At 65.9% G+C, this 23,638-nt stretch carries 17 protein-coding genes; 11 read left to right on the forward strand and 6 right to left on the reverse strand.

The window, feature by feature from the left end:
* Nucleotides 1-13 precede the first annotated feature (13 nt).
* Both KRX55_RS00575 and KRX55_RS00580 read left to right on the forward strand, forming a co-directional pair.
* A complete protein-coding gene (locus tag KRX55_RS00575; RefSeq protein ID WP_218405936.1) occupies nucleotides 14-787 on the forward strand; it encodes a DUF4191 domain-containing protein in 774 nt (257 codons plus the stop codon).
* A gap of 292 nt (nucleotides 788-1,079) precedes the next feature.
* A complete protein-coding gene (locus KRX55_RS00580; RefSeq protein ID WP_218405937.1) occupies nucleotides 1,080-2,699 on the forward strand; it encodes an aspartate:alanine exchanger family transporter in 1,620 nt (539 codons plus the stop codon).
* Nucleotides 2,700-2,786: 87 nt separating this feature from the next.
* On the opposite strand, the gene KRX55_RS00585 is transcribed toward KRX55_RS00580, so the two are convergent.
* Nucleotides 2,787-3,263, reverse strand: a complete 477-nt coding sequence (locus tag KRX55_RS00585) for an RDD family protein (RefSeq protein ID WP_218405938.1) — start codon at nucleotides 3,261-3,263, stop codon at nucleotides 2,787-2,789.
* Between the two features lie 223 nt (nucleotides 3,264-3,486).
* Between KRX55_RS00585 and glnA the strand changes: the two genes are divergently transcribed.
* The 7 genes from glnA (at nucleotide 3,487) to KRX55_RS00620 (ending at nucleotide 10,631) form a co-directional block, all read left to right on the forward strand.
* Nucleotides 3,487-4,923 carry a type I glutamate--ammonia ligase gene (gene glnA / locus KRX55_RS00590; RefSeq protein WP_198738332.1) on the forward strand — a complete coding sequence of 479 codons (1,437 nt, stop codon included), beginning with the start codon at nucleotides 3,487-3,489 and terminating at the stop codon, nucleotides 4,921-4,923.
* Nucleotides 4,924-5,180: 257 nt separating this feature from the next.
* The gene (locus KRX55_RS00595; RefSeq protein ID WP_218405939.1) at nucleotides 5,181-5,993 is read left to right on the forward strand and encodes a hypothetical protein; all 813 of its coding nucleotides are present in this window, start codon (nucleotides 5,181-5,183) and stop codon (nucleotides 5,991-5,993) included.
* A gap of 383 nt (nucleotides 5,994-6,376) precedes the next feature.
* Nucleotides 6,377-6,979, forward strand: a complete 603-nt coding sequence (locus KRX55_RS00600) for a hypothetical protein (protein ID WP_218405940.1) — start codon at nucleotides 6,377-6,379, stop codon at nucleotides 6,977-6,979.
* 82 nt (nucleotides 6,980-7,061) lie between these two features.
* Nucleotides 7,062-7,997, forward strand: coding sequence for a uridine-preferring nucleoside hydrolase UriH (uriH, locus tag KRX55_RS00605; RefSeq protein WP_218405941.1), 936 nt, complete (start codon nucleotides 7,062-7,064; stop codon nucleotides 7,995-7,997).
* A gap of 83 nt (nucleotides 7,998-8,080) precedes the next feature.
* Complete coding sequence (locus KRX55_RS00610; protein ID WP_218405942.1) at nucleotides 8,081-9,355, forward strand: MFS transporter; 1,275 nt, start codon at nucleotides 8,081-8,083, stop codon at nucleotides 9,353-9,355.
* Nucleotides 9,356-9,507: 152 nt separating this feature from the next.
* The gene (locus KRX55_RS00615; RefSeq protein ID WP_218405943.1) at nucleotides 9,508-9,927 is read left to right on the forward strand and encodes an organic hydroperoxide resistance protein; all 420 of its coding nucleotides are present in this window, start codon (nucleotides 9,508-9,510) and stop codon (nucleotides 9,925-9,927) included.
* Between the two features lie 50 nt (nucleotides 9,928-9,977).
* Nucleotides 9,978-10,631, forward strand: a complete 654-nt coding sequence (locus KRX55_RS00620) for a DUF1345 domain-containing protein (RefSeq protein WP_198738339.1) — start codon at nucleotides 9,978-9,980, stop codon at nucleotides 10,629-10,631.
* 6 nt (nucleotides 10,632-10,637) lie between these two features.
* Here KRX55_RS00620 and KRX55_RS00625 read toward each other — a convergent pair whose 3' ends face one another.
* From KRX55_RS00625 to KRX55_RS00635, 3 genes are all read right to left on the reverse strand, one after another.
* Nucleotides 10,638-11,303 carry an anaerobic ribonucleoside-triphosphate reductase activating protein gene (locus KRX55_RS00625; protein ID WP_198738340.1) on the reverse strand — a complete coding sequence of 222 codons (666 nt, stop codon included), beginning with the start codon at nucleotides 11,301-11,303 and terminating at the stop codon, nucleotides 10,638-10,640.
* Complete coding sequence (locus KRX55_RS00630) at nucleotides 11,300-13,075, reverse strand: ribonucleoside triphosphate reductase (RefSeq protein WP_218406204.1); 1,776 nt, start codon at nucleotides 13,073-13,075, stop codon at nucleotides 11,300-11,302. Before KRX55_RS00630 ends, KRX55_RS00625 begins: the two co-directional genes overlap by 4 nt.
* Before the next feature lie 1,149 nt (nucleotides 13,076-14,224).
* Entirely contained in the window at nucleotides 14,225-14,362 is a 138-nt protein-coding gene (locus KRX55_RS00635) for a hypothetical protein (protein ID WP_218405944.1), read from the reverse strand.
* 1,690 nt (nucleotides 14,363-16,052) lie between these two features.
* Here KRX55_RS00635 and KRX55_RS11980 point away from each other — a divergent pair.
* On the forward strand, nucleotides 16,053-16,574 hold the full coding sequence (locus KRX55_RS11980) for a transposase (protein ID WP_370625734.1): 522 nt from the start codon (nucleotides 16,053-16,055) through the stop codon (nucleotides 16,572-16,574).
* 874 nt (nucleotides 16,575-17,448) lie between these two features.
* Here KRX55_RS11980 and KRX55_RS00645 read toward each other — a convergent pair.
* Nucleotides 17,449-18,123 carry a biliverdin-producing heme oxygenase gene (locus KRX55_RS00645; protein WP_218405946.1) on the reverse strand — a complete coding sequence of 225 codons (675 nt, stop codon included), beginning with the start codon at nucleotides 18,121-18,123 and terminating at the stop codon, nucleotides 17,449-17,451.
* Between the two features lie 552 nt (nucleotides 18,124-18,675).
* Here KRX55_RS00645 and KRX55_RS00650 point away from each other — a divergent pair.
* Nucleotides 18,676-19,335, forward strand: coding sequence for a CPBP family intramembrane glutamic endopeptidase (locus KRX55_RS00650; RefSeq protein ID WP_218405947.1), 660 nt, complete (start codon nucleotides 18,676-18,678; stop codon nucleotides 19,333-19,335).
* Nucleotides 19,336-20,497: 1,162 nt separating this feature from the next.
* On the opposite strand, the gene KRX55_RS00655 is transcribed toward KRX55_RS00650, so the two are convergent.
* A complete protein-coding gene (locus KRX55_RS00655) occupies nucleotides 20,498-23,617 on the reverse strand; it encodes a bifunctional [glutamine synthetase] adenylyltransferase/[glutamine synthetase]-adenylyl-L-tyrosine phosphorylase (RefSeq protein WP_218405948.1) in 3,120 nt (1,039 codons plus the stop codon).
* Nucleotides 23,618-23,638: the final 21 nt, after the last annotated feature.

Here is a 23,638-nt window from a genome sequence, read left to right on the forward strand (position 1 = left end):
TATTGTTGAGGCCATGGCAGACGAGAAGAAGGCGGCCGCGAAGGCCGCGATGAAGGAAGAGAAAGCCGCGAAGCGCGCCCGACGCAAGGAGACGCGCGCCCAACTGTGGCAGGCGTTCAACATGCTGCGGAAGCAGGACAAGAAGTTCCTGCCGCTGGTCCTGCTGGCCATTCTCGGACTCGGCCTCGTCGGCTTCCTCATCGGGCTGCTCTGGGGTGGCGAGTGGTTCATGCTGCCCATCGGGCTCATCTTCGGCGTCCTCGCCGCCCTGTGGATCTTCACCAACCGACTGCAGAAGTCGGTCTACACCCGCGCCGAGGGACAGCCGGGAGCCGCCGGTTGGGCGCTGGAGAACCTGCGGAGCGGTGTCGGAATGGTGTGGAAGACCCACACCGCCGTCGCCGCCACGACACAGATGGACGCCGTGCACCGCGTCGTCGGCGTCTGCGGCATCGTCCTGGTCGGCGAAGGCGAGCAACGCCGGTTGAAGCCGCTGATGGCACAGCAGCGCCGCCGGCTCCAGCGCATCGCCAGCCAGTACCCGGTGTACGAGATCTACGTCGGCGACGGCGAGGACGAGGTCCCGGTGGCGAAACTGCAGCGGGCCATGGTCCGGCTCCCGAGAAACATCAAGAAGGACGAGGTCCACTCGCTGTACGCCCGCCTGGAGGCGATGGACACGCAGCAGGGCACTCCGGGTCTGCCGAAGGGGCCCATCCCGAAGGGCGGTTCCATGTCGGGTCTCAACCGACGTGCCCGTCGCGCCGCCGACCGCAAGAAGAAGTAGCACCTCAACGTAGCTGCCCCCTCCCGGACTCCTCCCGGGAGGGCTTTTCGTTTCCCGGATTTCTGCACCGTTCCCACGACACACCGGAAACCGCCCTCTTTCAGGAGACAGGACCAACAGGTGGCCGATCGCCATTGTCTGAATGCGCCCGATCGGACCCCCTCGGGCACAACCCCAGGAGATCTCTGTTTTCCGGGTATCTCCATTATGTCCGCCCACCTGCACCTTAATGTGATGATTCCCCTAGTGAACCCGTTTGCAAACCGGGCGTGACCGGCGGGATCATGGAGATGTGCAACTACTCGTCGACAATCAGCTCCTGGCCCTCCTCGTCATCATGTCGATCGGTCTGGTCATCGGCCGGCTCCGGATCGGCGGATTCAGTCTCGGTGTCGCCGCAGTCCTCTTCGTCGGCATCGGGTTCTCCACCGCCGAGCCCGAGATCCAGCTCCCTCCGATCGTCTTCATCATCGGGCTCTCCCTGTTCGTGTACACGATCGGACTCGAGGCGGGCCCCGGGTTCTTCCGCTCGCTGCGCACCACCGGTGTCCGCCACAACCTCCTCGGTGCCGGCGCGATCCTGCTGGCCACGCTGACGGCACTCGTCATCATCCCGCTGCTGGGGATCGGCGGCGCCTCCGGAGCCGGCATGTTCACCGGAGCGATGACCAACACGCCCGCCATGGCCGCCGTCGTCGACGCCATCCCGGGACTGGTCAATGATCCCGCCCGGTTGGCCGAGGTCGTCGAACTCCCCGTCGTCGCCTACTCGCTCGCCTACCCCATCGGTGTTCTCGGGGTGATCGTGTCGGTCGCGATCCTGGGCAAGGTGTGGAAGATAGACCACGACGCCGAGGCACGGAAGGCCGGGGTCGCCCCACAGAAGCTCATCACCCGCCGGATCCGCGTCGAGCGGGACGATCTCGCCGAGGTCGTCAATCTCCGGAACGGTCTGCACCTCCAGATCATCGTCTCCCGGATCGAGCACAACGGCAAGCTCTTCCTCCCCGAACCCGGTGACACGGTGGAACCCGGGGACATCCTCTCGATCGTGGGAACGGCCGAGGAGATCGAACGGGCCGCCGCCGAGATAGGTGAGCTCCTCCCGGGAGATCCGACCCACGATGAACGCCTCGATTACCGCCGAATCTTCGTCTCCACCAGTTCAATGGTCGGCATCCCCCTGTCAAAGCTGAATTCCCGTATGCCCGGAATACTGGTCACCCGCGTGCGTCGGGGTGACGTCGACATGGTCGCCACCCCGGACACGGTGCTCCAGCTCGGTGACCGCGTCCGGGTCGTGAGCACCCATGACCGGATCGACCAGGCGACCCGGCTGTTCGGTGACTCCTACAAGCGGCTCTCCGACATCAACCTCCTCCCGCTGCTCGCCGGGATGGCGATCGGTGTCCTCGTCGGCATGATCCCCCTGCCGCTACCCGGTGGCATCACGCTCCGCCTCGGCAGCGCAGGCGGCCCGCTCGTCGTGGCGCTGACGCTCGGAGCTCTCGGCCGCACCGGAAGGATCGTCTGGCAGGTCCCCTACGGCGCGAACCTCGCGCTGCGGCAGTTCGGGATCACACTGTTCCTCGCCGGCATCGGCACCACAGCGGGGGCCGGATTCAAGGCTGCTCTCGGCGACCCCGCGACGCTGAAGATCATCGCCGGTGGTGCCGTCCTGACCTTCGTGCTCTCCCTGTTCACCCTGATCATCGGTCACCGTGTGATGGGGATACCGTTCGGACAGGCCGCCGGTATCGTCGCGGGGCTACAGACGCACCCCGCGATCCTGAGCTACGTCTCCGACCAGACCAGGAACGAGCTGCCCTCAATGGGTTACACCACGGTGTATCCGATGTCGATGATGGTGAAGATCATCGCCGCCCAGGCTGTCCTGTTCACCCTGTTGTGATCCTGTCACGGGTCGTCGACCCGTGACAGGAAGGGCGCGTACCCCGGGTGGGTACGCGCCCTTCCTGTCATCTTCCGGACTCCGTGGTCAGCCGAGAATCACCGCTGTCCCGGTCACCCTGTCGTGGAGGCCGCGGCCGTCGGAGTCGACGAGCACCGGCGGGAAGATGAATACGGTCAGAACGGCCCGGACCAGGGCCCGGACGAATCCGACGCGCTGGTCGGGACGGTCGATCCGCGCCACCCCCATCCTCATCATCGCCTGGCCCGGGGTGCGGGCGAACAGCGTCACAGAGATGACGCTGATGATGAAGAACATCAGCAGCCTGACGGTGGCGGATCCCCCGAGCGCATCCGTCATCGAGGTGACGGTCACGGTGGCGAGCGAGGCCACGACCCAGTCGAGGGCGATCCCGCCGACACGGCGCATGACGCTGGCCAGCGCACCGTAGCCCTTTTCGGGCAGACCGAGTCGCTCACCGGGCCATTTCGCCGGTGCGCGTGGGTCCTCATTCTCCGCGGGAATCTGCGGTCCATCGAGCCAACTGTGTTTGTCGCGTGCCATGTCCCCTAACTTAGCGTCCGCGCGGTGCCCCTGCGCACGGGGCGTGGGTTATGGTCGCGCGACAGATACTGGGTACAGTGGTTGGTATATGTGAACAGTTTCCGACGGGGACCGTCATCCATCGCGCGCCACGACAGCCGCATCGGATTCCGTTCACATCAGAGATCATCCGAGACGATCATGCACCCGGCACCCCGAGACCGGCCCGCTATTAGGAGTCACCGTGGCATTTGAAACCACAGAAGACGTCACCAAGTTCATCGCCGACGAGAACATCGAGTTCGTCGACATCCGATTCACCGACGTTCCCGGAATTGAACAGCACTTCACCATTCCGGCGTCGATGTTCGACGAAGATGCGGTCGAGGAGGGGCTCGCATTCGACGGTTCCTCCATCCGTGGCTTCACCACGATCGACGAATCCGACATGAACCTGCTCCCGGATCTCGCGACGGCGGTGGTGGACCCGTTCCGCAAGGCGAAGACGCTGAACATGAAGTTCTTCGTTCACGACCCCTTCACCCGCGAACCCTTCTCCAGGGACCCGCGCAACGTCGCCCGCAAGGCGGAGGAGTACCTCACCTCCACCGGTATCGCCGACACCTGCTTCTTCGGTGCCGAGGCCGAGTTCTACATCTTCGACAAGGTCTCCTACGCGACCGACACCAACTCCGGCTTCTACCACCTCGACTCCGTCGAGGGCTGGTGGAACCGCGGTGAGGAGGAGAACCTCGACGGCAGCCCGAACCTCGGATACAAGAACCGCATGAAGGGCGGCTACTTCCCCGTCGCCCCGTACGATCACGCACAGGATCTGCGCGACGACATGTGCCGGAACCTGGCGAACTGCGGGTTCTCCCTCGAGCGTGCGCACCACGAGGTCGGCACCGGCGGCCAGCAGGAGATCAACTACAAGTTCAACACCCTGCTGCACGCCGCGGACGACCTGCAGAGTTTCAAGTACATCATCAAGAACACCGCGTTCCAGCAGGGCAAGTCGGTCACCTTCATGCCGAAGCCCATCGCCGGCGACAACGGCTCCGGCATGCACGCCCACCAGTCACTGTGGAAGGACGGCAAGCCGCTGTTCCACGACGAGTCCGGGTACGCCGGGCTGTCGGACATGGCCCGCTACTACATCGGCGGTATCCTGCACCACGCCGGCGCGGTTCTCGCGTTCACAAACCCGACGCTGAACTCCTATCACCGTCTCGTGCCGGGCTTCGAGGCGCCGATCAACCTCGTCTACTCGCAGCGCAACCGTTCCGCCGCCGTACGCATCCCGATCACCGGTTCGAACCCGAAGGCCAAGCGCATCGAGTTCCGCGCACCGGACCCGTCCGGCAACCCCTATCTGGGCTTCGCTGCGATGATGCTCGCCGGTCTCGACGGCATCAAGAACCGCATCGAACCACACGCGCCCGTGGACAAGGACCTCTACGAGCTACCCCCGGAGGAGGCCGCCAGCATCCCGCAGGCACCGACCTCACTCGAGGCCTCCCTGAAGGAGCTGGAGCGCGACCACGACTTCCTCACCGAGGGTGACGTGTTCACCGAGGATCTCATCGACACGTACATCAAGTTCAAGTACGACAACGAGATCACCCCGGTCCGACTGCGTCCCACCCCGCAGGAATTCGAAATGTACTACGACTGCTGATTTGAGTGGCCCCTGACCGTTGCGTTTCCGCCGGTCAGGGGCTACCCATGTAGTCCACATCCCCCACATCCCCGGCTTCTCTCCGGAATGATGCGGGCGAAATGCGGGCCGGAGAGTTGTGCTCTGGCCCGCCTTCTGCGTCTGGCCCCAGCCCCGGACGAGACGGGGAGTGTGGCTCCCGTGGGATCCGGACTCGGACAGTACGGGTGAGCGCCGACTGTCCTCGACGGCGTCCGGGCACCGGTAGCCTGGCGGGCATGGTGACCTACACACACTCGTGGAAGCCGCGGAACCAGGATGCCGTCATCGCCACCGACCGGATGATCGCGGCGATCGACGGGTGCTCCCCCATTTCGTCGGCGGATGGCTCCGGTGAACGGGTCTCCGATTTCGCGGCTAGTTTCGCGGAGGATCTCGCAGCCAGCGTGTCGGATCCGGGCCATGTCCGCGGTCAGATCGCGACGGCCCTGCAGAACACGCAGAAGCGGTGCGGCAACCACGGGGTGACCGCCACTCTGGCGCTCGCCGTCTGGGACGCGGAGAACCTCGCGGTGGCGGTCATCGGCGACAGCCCGGTCGTCGTCGAGCCGACCGGGGAGCACGCCACGGTGATCATCACCGACCCCGCCTATGACGGCCACGAGGATGCAGCTCTCACCCGGGTCAGAGAGGCACTGGACCAAGGCCTGCCTGCTTCCCGGGCGTACACGTCAGCACGACCGCCCCTGGCCGCTGACAGGGCGGCCCGGAACACCCGCGGGGGACGGTGGATCATCTCGGACTTCACGCCCGCGGAAGACATCGCCGCGCGGATCACGGTGCGCACGTTCCCGACTGGATCGGTGTCGCGGGTCTCCGCGTGCACCGACGGTATGAGCCGGATCGTCGAACTACTCGGGGCGCTCACCTACCCGGAGCTCTTCGACCGGGTGCAGGCCGGCGCCGGGGACGAACTGGTCTCGATCATCGATGAACTGGAAAATGACGACCCGGAAGGGGCGAAGTTACCCCGCTTCTCCAGGCGCGACGACATGAGTGCCGCGGTAGGCGTGCCCGGCACGACCTGGTAGATCATCGGACCCGGGAGATGGCCACCGTTGTAACCGGACTTCAGCCTGCGTTCATTCCGCATGTCTCCGAAGACGTGCATTGCGGAGGCCCGTCCCACTGCCGCCGGCGAGCCGACCCTGAACATCCATGACAATGACACCACCCGGATCCACGTGGCACCGCGCGGAGAAACGGATCTCCGGTCTCCGTCAGTCATCTGATGCTGCCAGACATCCCCGACTCATCAGCCACGAATTCAGAGACCGGTCGGCGGTGGTCCGCTTCATTCGAGGGGCTGGCGCCCCTGCACCACCCTCACCTAACCTACGGTGCCGTATCCTGGGGGTGCGCCCGACACGGGCGCACCGACCCACACACCCCAGGTTCAAGGATTGATGACGACATGAACACCCACGAAGCGCATGTCACCCAGCGGATTTCCGGGGAAGAATGCGCCACCCGCGGCATCGACTTCGACTTCACCACCGAGACCCACGACCGGGCCGCCGCACTGAGGGACGCCACCGCAGCGGCCGCCGCCGCCCGGGGTGTCGCACCATCGGAGGTGGCTCTCAAGGTCCACGACGAGACTCCCCTCGACGACTCGGGTTCTGTGGTGGTCCGCGTCTACCGCGATCCGGAGGACGATCACCTGGATCTGCGGAACCTCATGGTTCCCCGCCTCACGAAGGCGCTCGCCGCTGACCGGGATCTGGTCCGCGCACTGCGCGGTGCCACGACCGCCGGGGACGGTGAACTCATCGTCACCATGGCGCTTCCCGATGACCGTCTGTCCGATTGTCTGGCCCAGATCGGCGACGATCAGGCGGTGGCGTTCGGGATGCTCGACAACGGTCGCGTGCGGTGGCGGGTCTTCGCGGACGTGCCCGGCGCGCCCACCGTGGCATCCCTCGATCTGACTGCGGCCCATCCTCTCGGTGAGTTGGTCCGGGTCACGGCCCGGGCCGAGGACGAGCGGGGCATCCTCTCGGTTTCCGACCGCTGAGCGATCCGGGCCACGTACCATCGGGAGAAGGAACCGGGGTACTCACGACGACGTCGAACACCGACAGGCAGGGCGGAACACCATGGCACGGAAGATCATCCTCGACTGCGATCCGGGGCATGATGACGCGGTGGCGCTGATACTCGCGGTCGGCAACCCCGAGATTGATCTGGTCGGGGTGACGACGGTGGGCGGCAACCAGACCCTGGAGAAGGTGACCCGGAATGCACTCGCCGTTCTCCGGGTGGCGGGACATCCGGAGATTCCCGTCCACGCCGGCTGCGGACGCCCACTCGTCCGCGAGGGTGCGGTGGCGGCGCACGTCCACGGTGAATCCGGTCTCGACGGGGTCGACCTGCCCGAGATCACGGGGGACGTCGCGGACGGGCACGCCGTCGACTTCATCATCGACACGGTCATGTCCGCCGAACCGAAAACGATCACGCTGGTCCCCGTCGGGCCACTGACCAACATCGCCCTGGCGGTACGCAAGGAGCCCCGCATCGTGGAGCGTGTCCGTGAGGTGGTCCTGATGGGTGGTGGTTACAGGACCGGCAACTGCACGGCGGTCGCCGAGTTCAACGTGCACACCGACCCGGAGGCCGCACACATAGTGTTCAACGAGGACTGGCCGGTGACGATGGTTGGACTGGATCTCACCCACCAGGCGCTCGCCACCGCGGAGGTCGAGGAGGAACTCCGGGCTCTCGACAGCGACGCGGCCCGTTTTCTGTTGGGGCTGTTCGGCTTCTTCCGTCGGGCGTACAGGGATAACCAGGGCTTCGATGATCCGCCGGTGCACGACCCCTGCGCGGTCGCGTACCTCATCGACCCCGGGGTGATGACGACCCGCACAGCGCCCGTCGACGTGGAGTTGAACGGGTCATTGACCGCCGGCATGACCGTCGCCGATTTCCGGGCACCGGTACCGGAGGGCTGCTCGACCAGGGTCGCGGTCGATCTCGACCACCGGCGGTTCTGGGACCTCGTTATCGCCGCGGTCGCCGCGGTCGGATAGCAGTTCCGGTTTCCCCCGGGCACTCCCCCTCCCGGGTTGTCCGGGATCAGTGATCGACTGCACCACGTCCTATTGTCTTCCCTATGGCTGGCAGCGGAGATGAGACGACCCGGGTGACCAGACGCGCGCTCGTGGTCTGGTTGGCGGCGGTCGCCGTCTACATCACGGCGACGACGGGCCGGACGTCCTTCGGGGTCGCCGGTGTCGCCGCCCTGGAGCATTTCCAGATCGATGCGTCCCGGGTCGCGGTCTTCACCGCGGTGCAGGTCGGCGTCTACTCCCTGGCGCAGATTCCGATGGGGCTCGCGGTCGATCGCTTCGGGCCGCGGCGGATGCTCGTGGTCGGGGCCGTCATCATGGCCGTAGGCCAGATCATCCTCGGGTCCACCGGTTCCTTCACCGTCGCGGTGTCGGCACGGGTGTTGATCGGGGCGGGCGACGCGACGGCGTTTCTCTCAGTGCTCCGGATGCTGCCGAATTGGTTCCCGCTGCGCAGAGCACCGTTGATGATGCAGCTGACCTCCGCCCTCGGCCAGCTGGGGCAGGTGCTGTCCGCGGTCCCGTTCGCCGCGATCCTGTACTCGAGAGGCTGGTCGACGGCGTTCGTCTCCCTCGGGGCGTCCGGTCTGATCGTTGCGGTCGCGGCCTCCCTCGTCATCCGCGATGTCCCGGAACCGACCCGGACCGTGCAGGCGGACACTCCCGTGCATCTCGCGGCGGCGCTGCGTAGCGTCGTCACCCACCCGGCCTGCTGGCAGGGGTTCTTCACCCACTTCACCTGCGTCTTCCCCCAGATAGTGTTCACGCTCATCTGGGGCGTTCCGTTGATGTCCCTGGGGCTCGGTCTGAGCCAGTCGCAGGTCAGCACCGCCCTGGTGGCCAACATGGTGGTCATCATGCTCGCCAGCCCCCTGGCCGGGCTTGTCTCCGGACGTGCGGGGCGGAGCCGGGATTATCTCGTGTTGACCTCCGCGGTGATCCTCTCCGGTATCTGGGTGTGGTTCCTCTCCCACCCCGAACCACGCGGATACATCGCACTGATGGCGGTGAACCTGACGATGGCGCTAGTCAGCCCGGCAGGGAACTTCGCCTTTGACACGGTGCGTGAGCATGTCGACCGACGGGTACTGGCGGCGGGTACGGGGCTGGCGAACATGGGCGGTTTCACCGGGGGAATGATCGCGACACAGGGTATCGGGGTACTGCTCGACATCGCCCACACGGGTGGTGAACCGGACTACGTGTGGTCGGATTTTCAGGTTGCGGGCTGGGCGGCGCTCATCGTGTGGACCGCGGGAATAGGGGGTTTCCTCATGAGCCGCCGTAAGCTGCAGAAACGTCGCGCCCCGGGTCGTTGAACCGCGTCTTCCCGGATGCCGCAGGTGCGTCCGGTCCACGCATCCGGTGAGTGTCCCGGGTGGCACCCCGTTTCCACGCCCGGGAACACGTCAACGGCAATTCCTCTACGGTGGGCAGTACTTTCCGTTCATCGCCGACAAGGAGACATCACATGGAGACCATCTACACCGCAGAAGCACTCGCGACCGGTGGCGGGCGCGACGGCCACGTCCGCACCACCGACGGAATCGTCGACACGGATCTCGCTCTTCCGAGGGCGATGGGTGGTGCGGAGAACGCCCCGAACCCGGAGCTCTTCTTCGCCGCCGGCTACGCCGCCTGCTTCCACGGTGCCCTCCAGCTCGTCGCGGGGAACGAGGGCGCGTCCATCGACGGGTCCTCCGTCGGCTCACGGGTCAGCCTCGGCAAGGACGACGAGGGGTTCGCCCTCGCCGTCGAGATCGAGGTCCACATCCCGGAAATGGATCTCGACTCCGCTCAGAAGCTCGCCGACACCGCGCACACGGTCTGCCCGTACTCCCGGGCGACGAGCGGGAACATCGAGGTCACCGTCACTGCGGTGGAGGACTAGACCCCACGCCGGCCGTCTCCCGGGGCCGCGGAAGGATGGATGTACGTGACATGGGTTCCCTCGGACAGCGCGAATCAACCGACCGGATCATCGTTCTCACGGTGGTGTTCGTCCTGGCCACCGCCGCAGCGACGGTTCTCACCTCCGCGTGGCGTGGTCCCGCGATAGGCTGGGCCACCGCAGCGACGGTCTGGGACCTGATGGTCTGGCGCTCGGTCGGACGACTCGACCCCGCCGGTTCCCGGGAGCATGCCCGAGCCAGAGGTGTCCCCCACAGAGTCCACACGATCCTGCTCAATGCGGCGACCATCGCCGCCACGGTGACCGTGGGTCTGTTGATCTACGACTCGACCCGTGTTCACGGTGACGAGCGGATCCTGTTGTCCCTGTTCGGATTGATCGCGGTGTGTGCCACGTGGACATTCGTCCATCTGCTGTTCATGCTGCAGTATGCCTCTCAGCACTACTCGGATCACGCCGACGGGGACACCGGTCGGGGAATCGACTTCAATCAGCCCGAGGCTCCCCGGTACACGGATTTCGCGTACACCGCCTTCACATTCGGAATGACCTACGCGGCGTCAGACACCTCATTCACGGCACCGGAGATTCGGCGGACCGCACTCGTTCACGCCTTCTATTCCTTCTATTTCGGAACGGCGGTCACTGCGACGACGGTCAATCTCGTCGTCTCCCTGTTCTAGGATCGGTCACGCCGGCAGCCGGTAGACGCCCTCAGGGTCGACGTTCCGGGCCTGCTGCACAACCAGATCGAACCCGTGCGCCGCGACCAGTTCCCTCAATTCACCGAGGTTCCGGTCCACGACTCCACCCCGCCAGACAGTGGTACGTACCTGCACCTCCATACCGGTTCGGAGCGCCGTCTCAGCGACCAGACCGAGCGCTGTGGCGGACCGCTCCGCCACAGCGGAGGTGCAGCCGACGACGGAAGGCAGATCCGCCGGAAGCGCCTTGACGTCCAGCCCGATCCATTCCGGCCGGGTCAGTTCATCGTCCAGGAGCGCCGCGAGTCGTGCCGGTGCGTATCCGCAGGTGTGCAACCCGACCGGAAATCCGCGGCGGTGTGCCTCCCGGATCGCCCCGGGAAGCGCCCGGTGCATGGTGGGTTCTCCACCACTGATGACCAGACCGTCGAGCAGACCGCGGCGGCACTCCATCAACTCCAGCGCCTCCCCGAACTCATGTGAACCGGTGCCCACGTCCTGCAGGGACGGGTTGTGGCAGTAGACGCACCTCCACGGACATCCCTGCGTGAACACCGTCGCGGTGAGACGGCCGGGCCAGTCCGTCGCGGAGAACGGGATGATCCCCGCGACCGGCAACCCTGGCCCCTCCCCCTCCGGCTCCTTGGTCACAGCGCCGGTTCCGCGAAGTACGTCCGCTCGCGGAACTCCCCCTTCTTCCCGGTGTTGAAGCTCGACACCGGGCGGAAGTACCCCATGACACGGGTCCACATCTCGGTTTCCTCCCCGCAGTGCCCACACGTCGGGTGTTCCCCGGACAGGTAGCCGTGGTTCGGACAGATGGAGAAGGTCGGCGTGATGGTGATGTACGGCAGCCGGAACGTCTCCAGCGCCCGCCGCACCAGGGTGGAACAGGCTTCCCCGGAGCTCATCTCAGCCCCCATGTAGAGGTGGAGGACGGTGCCTCCCGTGTACTTGACCTGCAGGTCCTCCTGCTGCGAGAGCGCGGCGAACGGGTCGGGGGTGTGATCGACCGGTAGTTGGGAGGAATTTGTGTAGTACGGTTCGGCGGCTGTTCCGGCGTGGATGATTCCTTCGCCGAACCGCCGGAGGTCCTCCCGTGCGAACCGGTGGGTCGCCCCTTCCGCGGGCGTGGCCTCGAGGTTGTAGAGGTGCCCTGTGGTCTCCTGGGCTTCCACGAGCAGCGCGTTGACGTGATCCAGGAGGCGTGCGACCTGCGCGTGTCCCTGGGGATCGGTGATGTCGTAGGCGTCACCCGTGAAATTCCGGATCATCTCGTTGCACCCGTTGACACCGATGGTCGAGAAGTGGTTGTCAAGGCTCGGCAGCCAACGGCGGGTGTGGGGGTACAGGCCGGCGTCGATGAGCTCCGCGATCTGCTCCCGGCGCCGCTCCAGCGTGTCCACCCCGAGTCCGACCAGGCGATCCACCTCGGCGAGAAGTGCTTCCTCGTCGCCGGCGAACCGGTATCCCAGGCGTGCGCAGTTGAGTGTGACCACGCCTATGGAACCGGTCTGTTCTGCGGACCCGAAGAGTCCGTTGCCACGGGCGAGGAGCTCACGCAGATCCAGTTGGAGCCGACAGCACATGGAGCGGATCTGGCCGGGGTCAAGCTCGGAGTTGATGAAGTTCTGGAAGTAGGGCAGGCCGTAACGCGCGGTCATGTCGAACAGCCGACGGGCGTTGTCGCTGTCCCAGTCGAAGTCGCGGGTGATGTTGTAGGTGGGGATCGGGAACGTGAATACCCGGTCGTCGGCGTCCCCCTCCGCCATCACCTCGATGAAGGCGCGGTTGATCAGATCCATCTCCGCACCGAGTTCACCGTAGGTGAAGTCCATGACCTCTCCGCCGACGAACGGGTGGTCCTCGGCGAGATCTCCGGGGCAGGTCCAGTCGAAGGTGAGGTTGGTGAACGGGGTCTGCATCCCCCACCGGCTAGGAACGTTGAGGTTGAAGACGAACTCCTGCAGGAGTTGCTTCAGCTGCGGGTAGTCGAGACCGTCGATACGCACGAACGGTGCCATGTAGGTGTCGAAGGAACTGAACGCCTGCGCACCGGCCCACTCGTTCTGGAGCGTGCCGAGGAAGTTGACGATCTGTCCGCAGGCCGAGGAGAAGTGCTTCGGCGGTGCGGAGCTCACCGAACCGGGCACTCCCCCGAACCCCTGCTCCAGCAGCTGCCGGAGCGACCATCCCGCGCAGTACCCGGCGAGCATGTCGAGGTCATGGATGTGGATGTCGCCGTCGCGGTGAGCCGCCGCGGCATCGGTGCTGAACACCTCGCTCAGCCAGTAGTTCGCCACCACTTTCCCGGTGGCATTCAGCATCAGCCCGCCCAGGGAGTAGTCCTGGTTGGCGTTCGCGTTCACCCGCCAGTCAGCGCGGGAGAGGTACTCGGTTACGGTGCTCACGGGATCGACCATGTCGGCGGAGTGGCTCACGTGGGGAGGGAGAATTGTGCTCATGCCCGTCACTCTAAGCCTGGAATGACACTGGTGTCATTATTCGAACGCCATTGTGAGAAACACGATATGCGCTCCCGGAATGGATCACAGGCACAATATATGGACCATAGGACCGCTCTCCCGCCCTCGACAGATCCGCGATTGCCCAGCACGCGCGATCGGCGGCTGACCCCATCCGTTGTGGCGGCGGCACCCGGCCGAGCCGACACCGGCGAGGACATCCACCGCCCCAAAGTTCCGGGAACGAGACATCGCTCACGCCTCCGTCCGGTTCCGCACCCCGGGGACAGGGCACAGTCAGTACCAGCTCCATCAGGCCAGCACCCTCCGGTTCCGCACCCCGGGGACAGGGCACACACTTGCCCGATACCCACCCCACGATCCGGGGCCCGGCGACCGGATACACCGGGTCCCTGTCGGGTGTTCCCGTTGTCGACGCGTGCGCCCCGGGACGCCCGATCATCCGTAGGCCGGCCCGACATCGATGACGGAGGGCCGGCTCATCGCCGGTGGCACGTTCCCGTGGGACCGGGACCGCTGGGCAACCGAGGCTGACCTGCGGTCGGAGTCCCTTCTCAGGATCCGGTGACAGTGGTTGTCCAGCCCCCGGTAACTGTCCACCCCGTGACCATCTCGAATCCGACGGCGTACAACCGTCCGGGTCACCTCGTGCCGTCGCCGGCGGTGGTCGGTCTCCCCGATCCAGATCACGATCGCGACCCGCAGCTCCCCGCAGGTGCGTCATCACCGACAACCTGCCGGCCCTCCCATCGCCTGCGGGTTACGGCGTCGTCCAAGACAGCGACGGCCAGGCAGTCCTTCCTGCACGAGTCGATGAATAAGTTCACGATCCGACCCTGAGAACATGTCCTTGACCACACAGAGTCCGCCCCTTCCCCGGGCGGCGTTCTGCCCGGAGATCCCCGTGACCTGCACCTGGTTCGGCGCCCCGGCACGGAACCGGAACTCCGAGAGGTCGTCACGGACGGGCGGCCCGACACGTCGGTGCCTGCCGCAGCCAGGTTCCCCCCGAACACCGTCCGCCCGATGCAAAGCCACCGACTCGATGGTGGTGGTTCCAGACCGCTCACCGGTGTCGATGCGATGCTACCGGAACCACTTGTTCAACGTCACCGGGTGGATTCCGGGGTCCTCGGCGACCTGCTCCGGGCTCACGCCGTCTTCGCGGCTGCGGGTGCCCCGGACCACGTCCCCGCTGAGCTCTCCCGGGTAGGGCTCGGGCATGCTGACATCCTTCCAGCCGGCTCTGTCGGGCTGGCCATCCCAAATGCCACCTGTTCGTGCAGCAGACCCATCGGCGATGGTGCGGATCGAGATGAACATGTTTCCTGAGCGGCTGTTGCGGATCGTTGTCACGGTCCCCTGAGTCCTGTTGCTGGGACACCCCACCGATAACCCGGACCGGGTGGTCGGAGCCAGCATTTTCGTCGCGATAGTGCGGCTGGTCACCACTGTCCCCATCTGACTGAGACGCCGTAGAGAATAAACCTGCCACTGATGGTGCACTGTTCCCCCAGAGGATGTCCCGACGCCTCCTTTCTGGGATGCCCGTTTCCACCCGCCGAATCTCATTTGTGCTGACTGCGAGTTGATTCAGTGGTCTGCACCTTCCCCTGATACGCACGCACCCCAGTCAGGGCTTGTTCGCCTCCCGGACGATGGTCTGATTTCCGGCGACGCAGATCCACTGCCCGTCTTCTCTTTGTCCCGGTCGAGTCGACGAACTTTGAGGACCTGGAGTCCGGCTCCCGGCCCTCCACTGTCCGGTCACTCGACCACATCGAGCAGGCGGCCGGTTACTCGCACAATCAGGCACCCCCGGAGCCTGAGGACGGGATGGCACTGGTGCCGCCCACCCGTCCCATGACGCACTCTCAATCCGGAAGAGCCCCCGAAACCCCATCAGTTTTCGTGGGAACTGTCTCTCGAAAGTCCCAGTGCCCCTCCGAGGAAAACGATGGTGGCAGTCACCACGAACGCGATACCGATGGATGCCGCAATAACGCCTATCACATTCCATTCAGTGGTGCTGTGTAAGACCCGTGACGCGATCAACGCGACCACGATTCCGATCACATTGGTAAACGGAACCGTCTTTTTGTGCATAACCTCACTCTTCTCTATTCGAGAGACAATCTCGGTACTGACACATGAGCAAAAGGAACTCATACAACTGACCCAAGCAGGATATTTGAGAGTGCGTCATGGGCGGAAGGGCCATGGTGGTGACCGCGGTGAGGGGAGGCGATCTCGGGGTGTGAAGATGGAGGTTGTCCACGCCTGTATCCCACACCACCGGGACCTGCCCCGAACGCCACCGCCGGTCTGCCCACTGAGACGGTGTGCCGCACCGTGGAGTTGCGGGACAACGATCACCGATGCCGCGGCCGACGACGACCGGACGCACCCGTTTCTGTGCCCCGCTCACCCTCGACCCGGCATTCCCGGATCACAAGGTCGCGGGCCGGTTGTGTGATCACCTCCAGCGCACGCTCCCCGATTCACCGATTGTCGGACAGCCCACCCGGCACGCACGGTTACCCCGGTCCGCCTGCAGCAACCACGACCGCGGCACGAGGATCATCCGACAGCAGTCACCGCCTCCGGCCGAACCGAGGACCACGACCACCCGCCGGTGCACGAAGTGGATCCTGCAGCGGTTCGGTGGTCGACCGCGCCAGAGTTTTCCACGGTCACAGCAGCACCCGGCGTGGGTTGGACCCCGGTCGACGGCCTCGCAGTCAGCGCCGTGCGGGCCCCGGTCTACGGCGGCGGGCGTCACCTCGAAAGGAGTGCGGACGCCTGGCGTCGATGAGCACAGGTCGAAACACATTCGCGGGGATGACGGCAGCGCGTTCGTCACCATCCCGGTGGGCCTTCACACCGCTGGTCGGCAGGCACCGGGCCGGCCCGGCTGCCGGACATGATCCAGGGCCGCTGCGCGAAGGTCCCGACCGGCTGGTCGGGTGCCCGTGACCGGCAGTTCCGGGACCGGATCAAGGTCGTGACCATTGGCGGGTCCGCCGGCCGCCACACCCCGACCGCCACGGCAGTACCTGCCGCAGCCGCGGTGATGGATCCGTTCCACGTCGTGCACTTCGCCTCCGGGAAGCTGACGCTGCGCCGGCAACGAATCCGGCACGGGACCTGCGGGCACCGAGGGCGCACCGGGGATCTGTTGTACGGGATCCGACGCACGATTCTGGCCCACACCGGATTGTGCACCGGGCGGCGACGAACCCGCCCCGATACCTGCCTTGACCGCCCACGGCCCCACCCCGCGGTTGCAGGTGCTCTACCGCGTCGACCAGCGACTCATCGACACCTGCACCGGTGCTCGGCGCCGGGACGGCGGAATCACCATGGACAAGGCGCTCCGCTCGATCCACCCGGGGTGCGCCCTAGGCTCTTGGCCGGAGCCGCCCGACTCGGATGATCACCGTGGACAAGACGCCACGAGAGCTGGGCCTGTTCCGATGCCGGCACAGGCAACAGCTCCTGCCGAAGCGATCAACGCACACCTCGAACACCTCCGCGGCATCGCCCCGGGCTTTCCGCAACCCAACGACATCCCGCGCCCCTCACCCGCCCCGGGCGACTCCACGACCAGATCAACCCACCCTAAAACCGGAAGAGCCTCTAAACCGCGAGCGACGGAGTCGATGTGGCGAGCCTGCCGATGGCTGCTCAGATCCGAAAGCCGATCACGAAGCCGCGGGCCGTACGACCGGCGCCCCCAATTTCACGGGTGCTGTGGCAGTTGATCCCGCGACCCGCACGGGGATGCATGCGGGTGTGCTACCGGGTGAGCGACTGTGTGATGTGGGCACGGTGACGGGGGACGATCCATTCGGCCCGGCAGGCCGGCGGTGCGCCGTTGAAAGACGGGGATGTCCGCCGGACTGTTTCGGTCAACACGGGCTGGCGCGTTGACCGGTTGATTATGCGGCGGGTGAGCGTCGCGGATCTTCCGGGTGCATGGTGCGGGCGACGCGGCCTAATACGCGTCGGTGCACACCCACGGGGTCAAGGGTGGGATCCCCGCCGGCGGGGCACGTTCCACATCTTCCGGCGCTTCCGCGCGGTGAAACCGCTGCGGGCCGGTGCTGCCGTGTCCATCATGGCGAAGCGGTTGGGGCGTGCAACCACTTCGGTGACTCTGGATATCCACTCCGGTGTGCCGCCGTGCGGTGTCCCCGGTGCCGCTGATACTGCCGCGGGGCTGGCGCGGGATCAATGCGGATCCGGGACCGGTGACGGGCCGGGGTCATGCTGGGTGAGAAGGAACTGAGCTACCTGCCCGGACCTGTTTACCGGCTGGTGCGCCCGAGGTCGGCGAAGAGGTTGAAGTTGAACAGGAACGCCGCGCACGCCTCATCGAGCAGACGCTCGCGGTCGCTCGCTTCGAGAGGCAGGGAATCTAGCGCCGCGCGGTAGCTGTCCTTGTACGGCTTGACCTTCGGGATCCCGGCGAAGCGGTAGAAGGAGAGCACCTCGGGCCCGAGACCGTAGTGGCGCTGCATCATGCGGGCGATGACCTGTCCCCCGGAGAGGTCCCCGAGGTAGCGGACGTAGTGGTGCGCGATCAGCCCGGGGGCGTCGGCGTCATCGGCGATCTCGTTGAGCCTGGCGACGTATGCCTCGGTCGCGGGCAGCGCGGTGACCTTCTCCCTCCAGTCCGTGGTTCCGTGGAGGGCATCGAGGTCGGCCTCGATGGAGGGAACACGCTCGAGCGCGGGATCCACGATGGCTGCGGCGATGGGATCATCTGCGACCGCGCGGGCGGCGTTCTCGAGTGCCCGGTAGAACAACCAGGACTGCTCCTGCAGGGCGATGAAGTCCGCCACCGTGAGCTTGCCCGCCATCAGATCCTGCGTGAAGGTGGAGTACTCCGCTGACTTGTGGGCATCCGCGGTGGATGACTTGAGGGCCTTGGAGAGCGGGAGGAAGTCTGATTCCCGTCGCGACTGGATTGCTGTGGTCATGTCGTTCGCCTTCTCGGTTGTGGAGCGTCGTGCACTCCGACTGTGTCTCTTCTGCGGATCACGTGCGCTGTACCGCGCTCCGTTCGATGGCTCCACTGTAACTAAGGGCACCCTGACCGATCTATAGTACGAATTGTTGATGTCGTATCGAACCTACTAACCCCACCGGCCCTCTACCTCGGGATATCTCCACCGACGGAGGTCCCCAGCTTTTCCGCCGGTGGGCGATGGCCCCGCCGTTCGCACCCCGTCCCACCTCTCGGCTTCGCCCCGCCGGACGACCCCTCGACACCGCCTGTGCGGAACCTGTGAGTTCGCGGCGAGCTGTCCGGCGGAACCCCCGGCGACACGTTTCTGTCAGGTATGCCCGGTTAGCATTTTCTGCGGCACCGAACCGGTGCCGTTCAAGAGAAAGGAACGATGTTGCGTCAAACTCACTGGCAGCACCGCTGGGCGGCACCACTGGCCGTCCTCATCACGGTGGTAGGCCTGGCGAGCCTCTGGGTGTCTTCCCTTCTGTTCGGAAGCAAACAACCCACCTCACCAAATGCAGTGGCCACTTATGGCATTCCGCTCCTTGTCACCGGTCTGCTGTATGTCATCCTCGGTCGGGTCTCCGTGCTCCGGGACGCCACCTTTCGCGTCGCGAACATCCGACGTGGCGGCTATCTGCTGTTCGCCGGAGTGATCCTCAGTTCCGTGTTCTTCATCTTCCCCACTTCCGAAGGAATCATGACACCCTCGGTGGGACCGGTGGTGTTCTTCGTGCTGGGTTGCCTCATGACCGGTATCTGGGAGGAACTCCTGTGCCGGGGACTGATCCAGAACACCCTCGTCGACGCCTTCGGGACCGACCGGCGTCGGACATGGTGGTCGATCGTCGCGTCATCAGCGATTTTCGCCGTGATGCACTTCGTACGCCTCATCACCGATCCGCACCTCGTGGTGACCACGACAACCCAGGTTCTCTACGCGTTCGCGATCGGGCTGCTGCTGGGTGTCATCTACTACTTCACACGTGATCTGGTGACGGTGATTCTGCTCCACGCCGTGTTCAACATGCTGGGCGGTGTCAGTGCGTTGTTCACGAATCCTCCGTCCGGCCCCACTCCCGACATGCCGCTCTTCACAGCGGCGATTCTCCTCGTCATGCTGATGCCCTCCATCTGGGTCGCACGTCGGATGTACGTCCGGGAGACCGCGAAGGAATAACCCGCGTTGGATCCATGCCCCGGGAGCCGGCTCACCGGACCCCGCCCCTGTCCGTCGACCCCGTCCCACCGTTGAGGCGGGGTCTTCGCCCGTTCGCCCGCCGCCGGACCGAGAAACGGTGCTCCGAACGTGGCGTGATCCCCGGCATCGACTGCCGGGACATCGGGGACGGACATCTTCCCTGCTCCCCGGATCTGTGACGGTTCCCCACCGACTGCCACGGTCACTCATGCCCCTCGGACATCGGTGTCGGTTCCGTGCCCCGGGACGCTCGAGTAGCCACGGATATTGCTCAGATGATCAGTCACAGGGAATACACTCCGGTTTTCCCGGACATCCCGCCGATGTCGCTTATGATCCGGCGTGGCTCCACCACCGACATGAATGGCATTCCTGACCGTCTTCTGCGGTGTGCAGGCCCCGATCCACGCCGTCCCGCTCATCTCACTGTCACTCCTGCCCACCAGGGGAACCGTGATGGAGCCGCCTGGCACACGGTCGGGGATGATCTCCGGACACTGCTTCCGGTACCACGACCGCTGCACCAGGGTTGTGGCGGTCACGTCCGTGGGTATTCTGTCGCTCTGTCCCCAGCTGACTGGAACAGACTCCCGAAGTCCATCCGTGCGGGGAAGCGGCGTCCACCGACGATCCCGTCGCTGTGCCACGATGGGCGGACGGATCAGGGGCGCATCGGTGTTTCTCACGGGAGTCGTCGCCGGTGTCCGGATGACCGGCCTCTCACCACGCTCGGGACCTCGCCCCCGGAACATCACCGGTGGATTCTCCCTCCGGTGATGTCCGGAGCGGGGTTTCGCCGGGGTCCCGTGGCGAAATCTGCACCGGCGTCATCTGTGCATCCGCCGTCCTTCCGGATCTGTGTCCCGGATACCCCCGCCGTCCGCGGCTGGAGCCCCGGGTTGCATCCGCATGGCGGATCGGGTTTGATCGTTCCCCACCTCGACCGTGACCGGGTCAACGGTCTGATTCGTTCACCATGACGGATCATTCAGTGGCCCGGGGTCTCCCCAGCGGCCCGGACGTTCCTCCGCCACCTCGCTCCGGGTCGGGCGACCGACGGTGAGAGGCCCTGGTCCGGGCAACCGGGCAGGCCACCCGCCACGGTGACCCCGATGTCGGGGATCCGTGCCCGACCGGGATTCTACGGTTCGAAGGTGGGTTCACCCCAGAACACCTCGTCGACGACCTGCCGGGCCCGGCGGGTGACCTTCAGGTAGTACTCGAGGAACTCCTGGTAGTGGCTCGGGTCCCAGCCCGCGGCTCCGGCGACCTGCGCCAGTTGCGGGCCGGCCGGGGGCAGCTGGTCGGTCCGTTTCCCACGCACGAGGACCAGTGCGTTCCGGGCACGGGTGGCCGTCAGCCACGCGGTCCGGAGCCGTTCCACCTTCACGTCATCGAGGATGTCGTGGGCCTCGATGACGTCGAGGACCTCGAGTGTCGAGGTGTTGTGCAGCTGAGGGACCTCGTGTGAGTGCAGCATCGTGAGGAGCTGGACGGTCCACTCGATGTCCGTGAGGGCCCCGCGGCCGAGCTTGGTGTGGGTCTTGCGGTCCGCACCGCGTGGGAGCCGTTCGTTGTCCACCCTGGCCTTCATCCGGCGGACCTCGCGGACGGTGTCCGCGCTGATGCCCTCCGGTGGGTAGCGGAACCGGTCGATGGTGGTCAGGAACCGCTTCCCGACGTCGGGGTCACCGGCGATGGCGGTGGCACGCAGGAGCGCCTGGATCTCCCAGGTCTCCCCCCACTTCCCGTAGTACCTCTCGTAGGATTCGATGGTGCGGACGATCGCCCCGGAGCGTCCCTCCGGGCGGAGGCCCAGATCTACCTCCAGTGGCGGATCGTCACTCGGCTTCGACAGGCGTCTCCGGAGACGGTCGCAGATACCGATGGACCATTTGACCGCGTCGGAGTCGCTCACCCCGTCCGTCGGTTCGCACACGAACATCACGTCCGCGTCGGATCCGTATCCGAGTTCGGCACCGCCGAGGCGTCCCATTCCGATGACGGCGATCCGCGCGAGGGGTCCGTCGCCGGAGTTGGCGTCGGCCGCGGCCATCTCGACCTGCAATGCAGCTTCCAGGACAGCGTCCCAGACGAGCGACAGACTGCGGCAGACCTCCTTGACGTCCATCATGCCGAGCAGATCGGCGGCGGCCACGCGGGCGAGTTCTGCACGGCGGAGGGAACGGGCGGTCGCGATGGCCTTGTCCGGGTTCGTGTGTCGGCAGGCGGCGCTGACGAGGGACCTGGACACCGTGTCCGGGTTGGTGTCCAGGAGTTTCGGCCCGTTCGCGCCATCCCCCAGCCGTTTGACGGTGTCCGGGGTCGACAGGATCAGATCGGAGACGTAGGGGGAGTTACCGAGAATCCTCATCAGCCGCTGACCGACGATCCCCTCATCCCGCAGCATGCGCAGGAACCACTGCCTGTCGGTGACGGCCTCGGACAGCTTCCGGTAGTTGAGGAGCCCCGCATCCGGATCCGCGGTCGTCGACAGCCACTCCATGAGAGTGGGCAACAGCATCGCCTGGATCTTCGCCCGGCGCGAGCCCCCGGAGGCCAGTGCCTGCAGATGTTCGTAGGCGCGGTCGGGGAACTTGTAACGGAGAGCGGCGAGCTGGAGTTTCGCGGATTCCGCGGAGAGCCTGAGGGTCTCGACGGGCAGATTGACCACGGAGTTGAGCAGCGGCCGGTAGAACAGTTTGGCGTGCAGCGACGAGATCTGGCGGACGACGCGGCGGTGCTCCTCGAGCATGGCCACCGGGAGCGATGTGTGCCCGGATCCACGGATCCCGGAGGTGCGTGCGAGCCAGCGCAGGGCCGCTTCGTCGTCGGGTTCGGGCATGGTGTGCGTGCGTCGCACACGCTGCAGCTGGAGCCTGTGCTCGAGCAGCCGCATGAATTCATATGCGCCGATCAGGGTCTGTCCGTCCTCGCGGCCGATGTAGCCGGCCTCGATGAGGGCACCGAGTGCGTCGACGGTGGAGGTGACCCGGAGTGTCTCGTCGGACCTGCCGTGCACCATCTGCAGCAGTTGCACGGCGAATTCCACGTCCCGGAGTCCACCGCGTCCGAGTTTGAGTTCGCGGTCGCGGAGGTTCTCCGGGACGTTGTCGATCACCCGACGGCGCATCGCCTGGACATCATCGACGAAGCTCTCGCGTCGACTGGCGTCCCAGACCATCGGGTTCAGCGCATCGAGATAGGCGTGGCCGAGTCCCCGGTCACCGGTCATGGGGCGGGCCTTGAGCAGCGCCTGGAACTCCCAGGTGTGGGCCCACCGTTTGTAGTACGCGATGTGGGATTCGAGGGTGCGGACGAGGGCTCCGTGCTTGCCTTCCGGCCGGAGGGCCGCATCGACCTCGAAGAAGGCACGGCAGCCTATGCGGATGAACTCGCCGGCGAGACGGGTCGCGCGGCTGTGCGCCGGTTCGGCGATGAAGATGACGTCGACGTCGGAGATGTAGTTCAGCTCACGGGCACCGCACTTGCCCATCGCCATGACGGAGATGCGGGTGTCGAGGGGTCTGTCGCCGTAGACCCCACCGACGGCGACGGCGAGCGCGGCTGTCAGGGCGGCGTCGGCGAGGTCGGTGAGCAGGCCCGCGACGACCGTGAAGGGGACCTCGGGTTGTCCGACGCGGCGGGGTGATTCGGGGTAGGTTCCCGCGAGGTCGTGGGCGGCGATCCGCATGAGCAGTGTCCGGTAGGTGCGGCGCAGTTCCTGCTCGGCTTCCCTCCCGGTCATCCGCGCCCGGTAGGTGCCCGCCGCGGAGAGGTACTCGTTGGCCGCGTCATCGGATTCCGCGCCGTCGGGGAGATCGAAGACGGCCGGGGTGGCATCGACACAGCCGAGCATCGCCTGCATCATCTCGGCGCGGTCAGGTGCCGGTTTCGCGAGGAGGCACCAGAGACCGGGATTGGCGACGAGGTGGTCACCGAGTGCAGTGGACGCGCCGAGCAGGGAGATCAGCCGCACGCGGAGGGGGATGTCCTCACGCAGTTGCCGGTCGAGTTCGCGGCGGGATGCCCCCATCTCCCCTTTCGGCGTCCCGTCGGCGGCGTCGAGGGCCTCCATCAGCCGGATCAGGGTGTTCAACGCGAGGTCCGGGTCACCTGCGCCGGAGAGCGCCCAGAGGAGGTCGACGGACTCGGGGTTCATCCACCCGAGCCAGTCGAGGTCCCGTGCGGCGGATTTGCCGTTGAGGCTGAGGCCCGCCGGGGTGGGCAGTGTTCTGCGGGTCGATCGGGCGTGTTTCATGCTGGGTCAGGATCCTGACTG

Origin of the sequence: Corynebacterium sp. TAE3-ERU16 (genome assembly GCF_019209935.1) — a bacterium.
Classification (GTDB): Bacteria; Actinomycetota; Actinomycetes; order Mycobacteriales; family Mycobacteriaceae; genus Corynebacterium; species Corynebacterium antarcticum.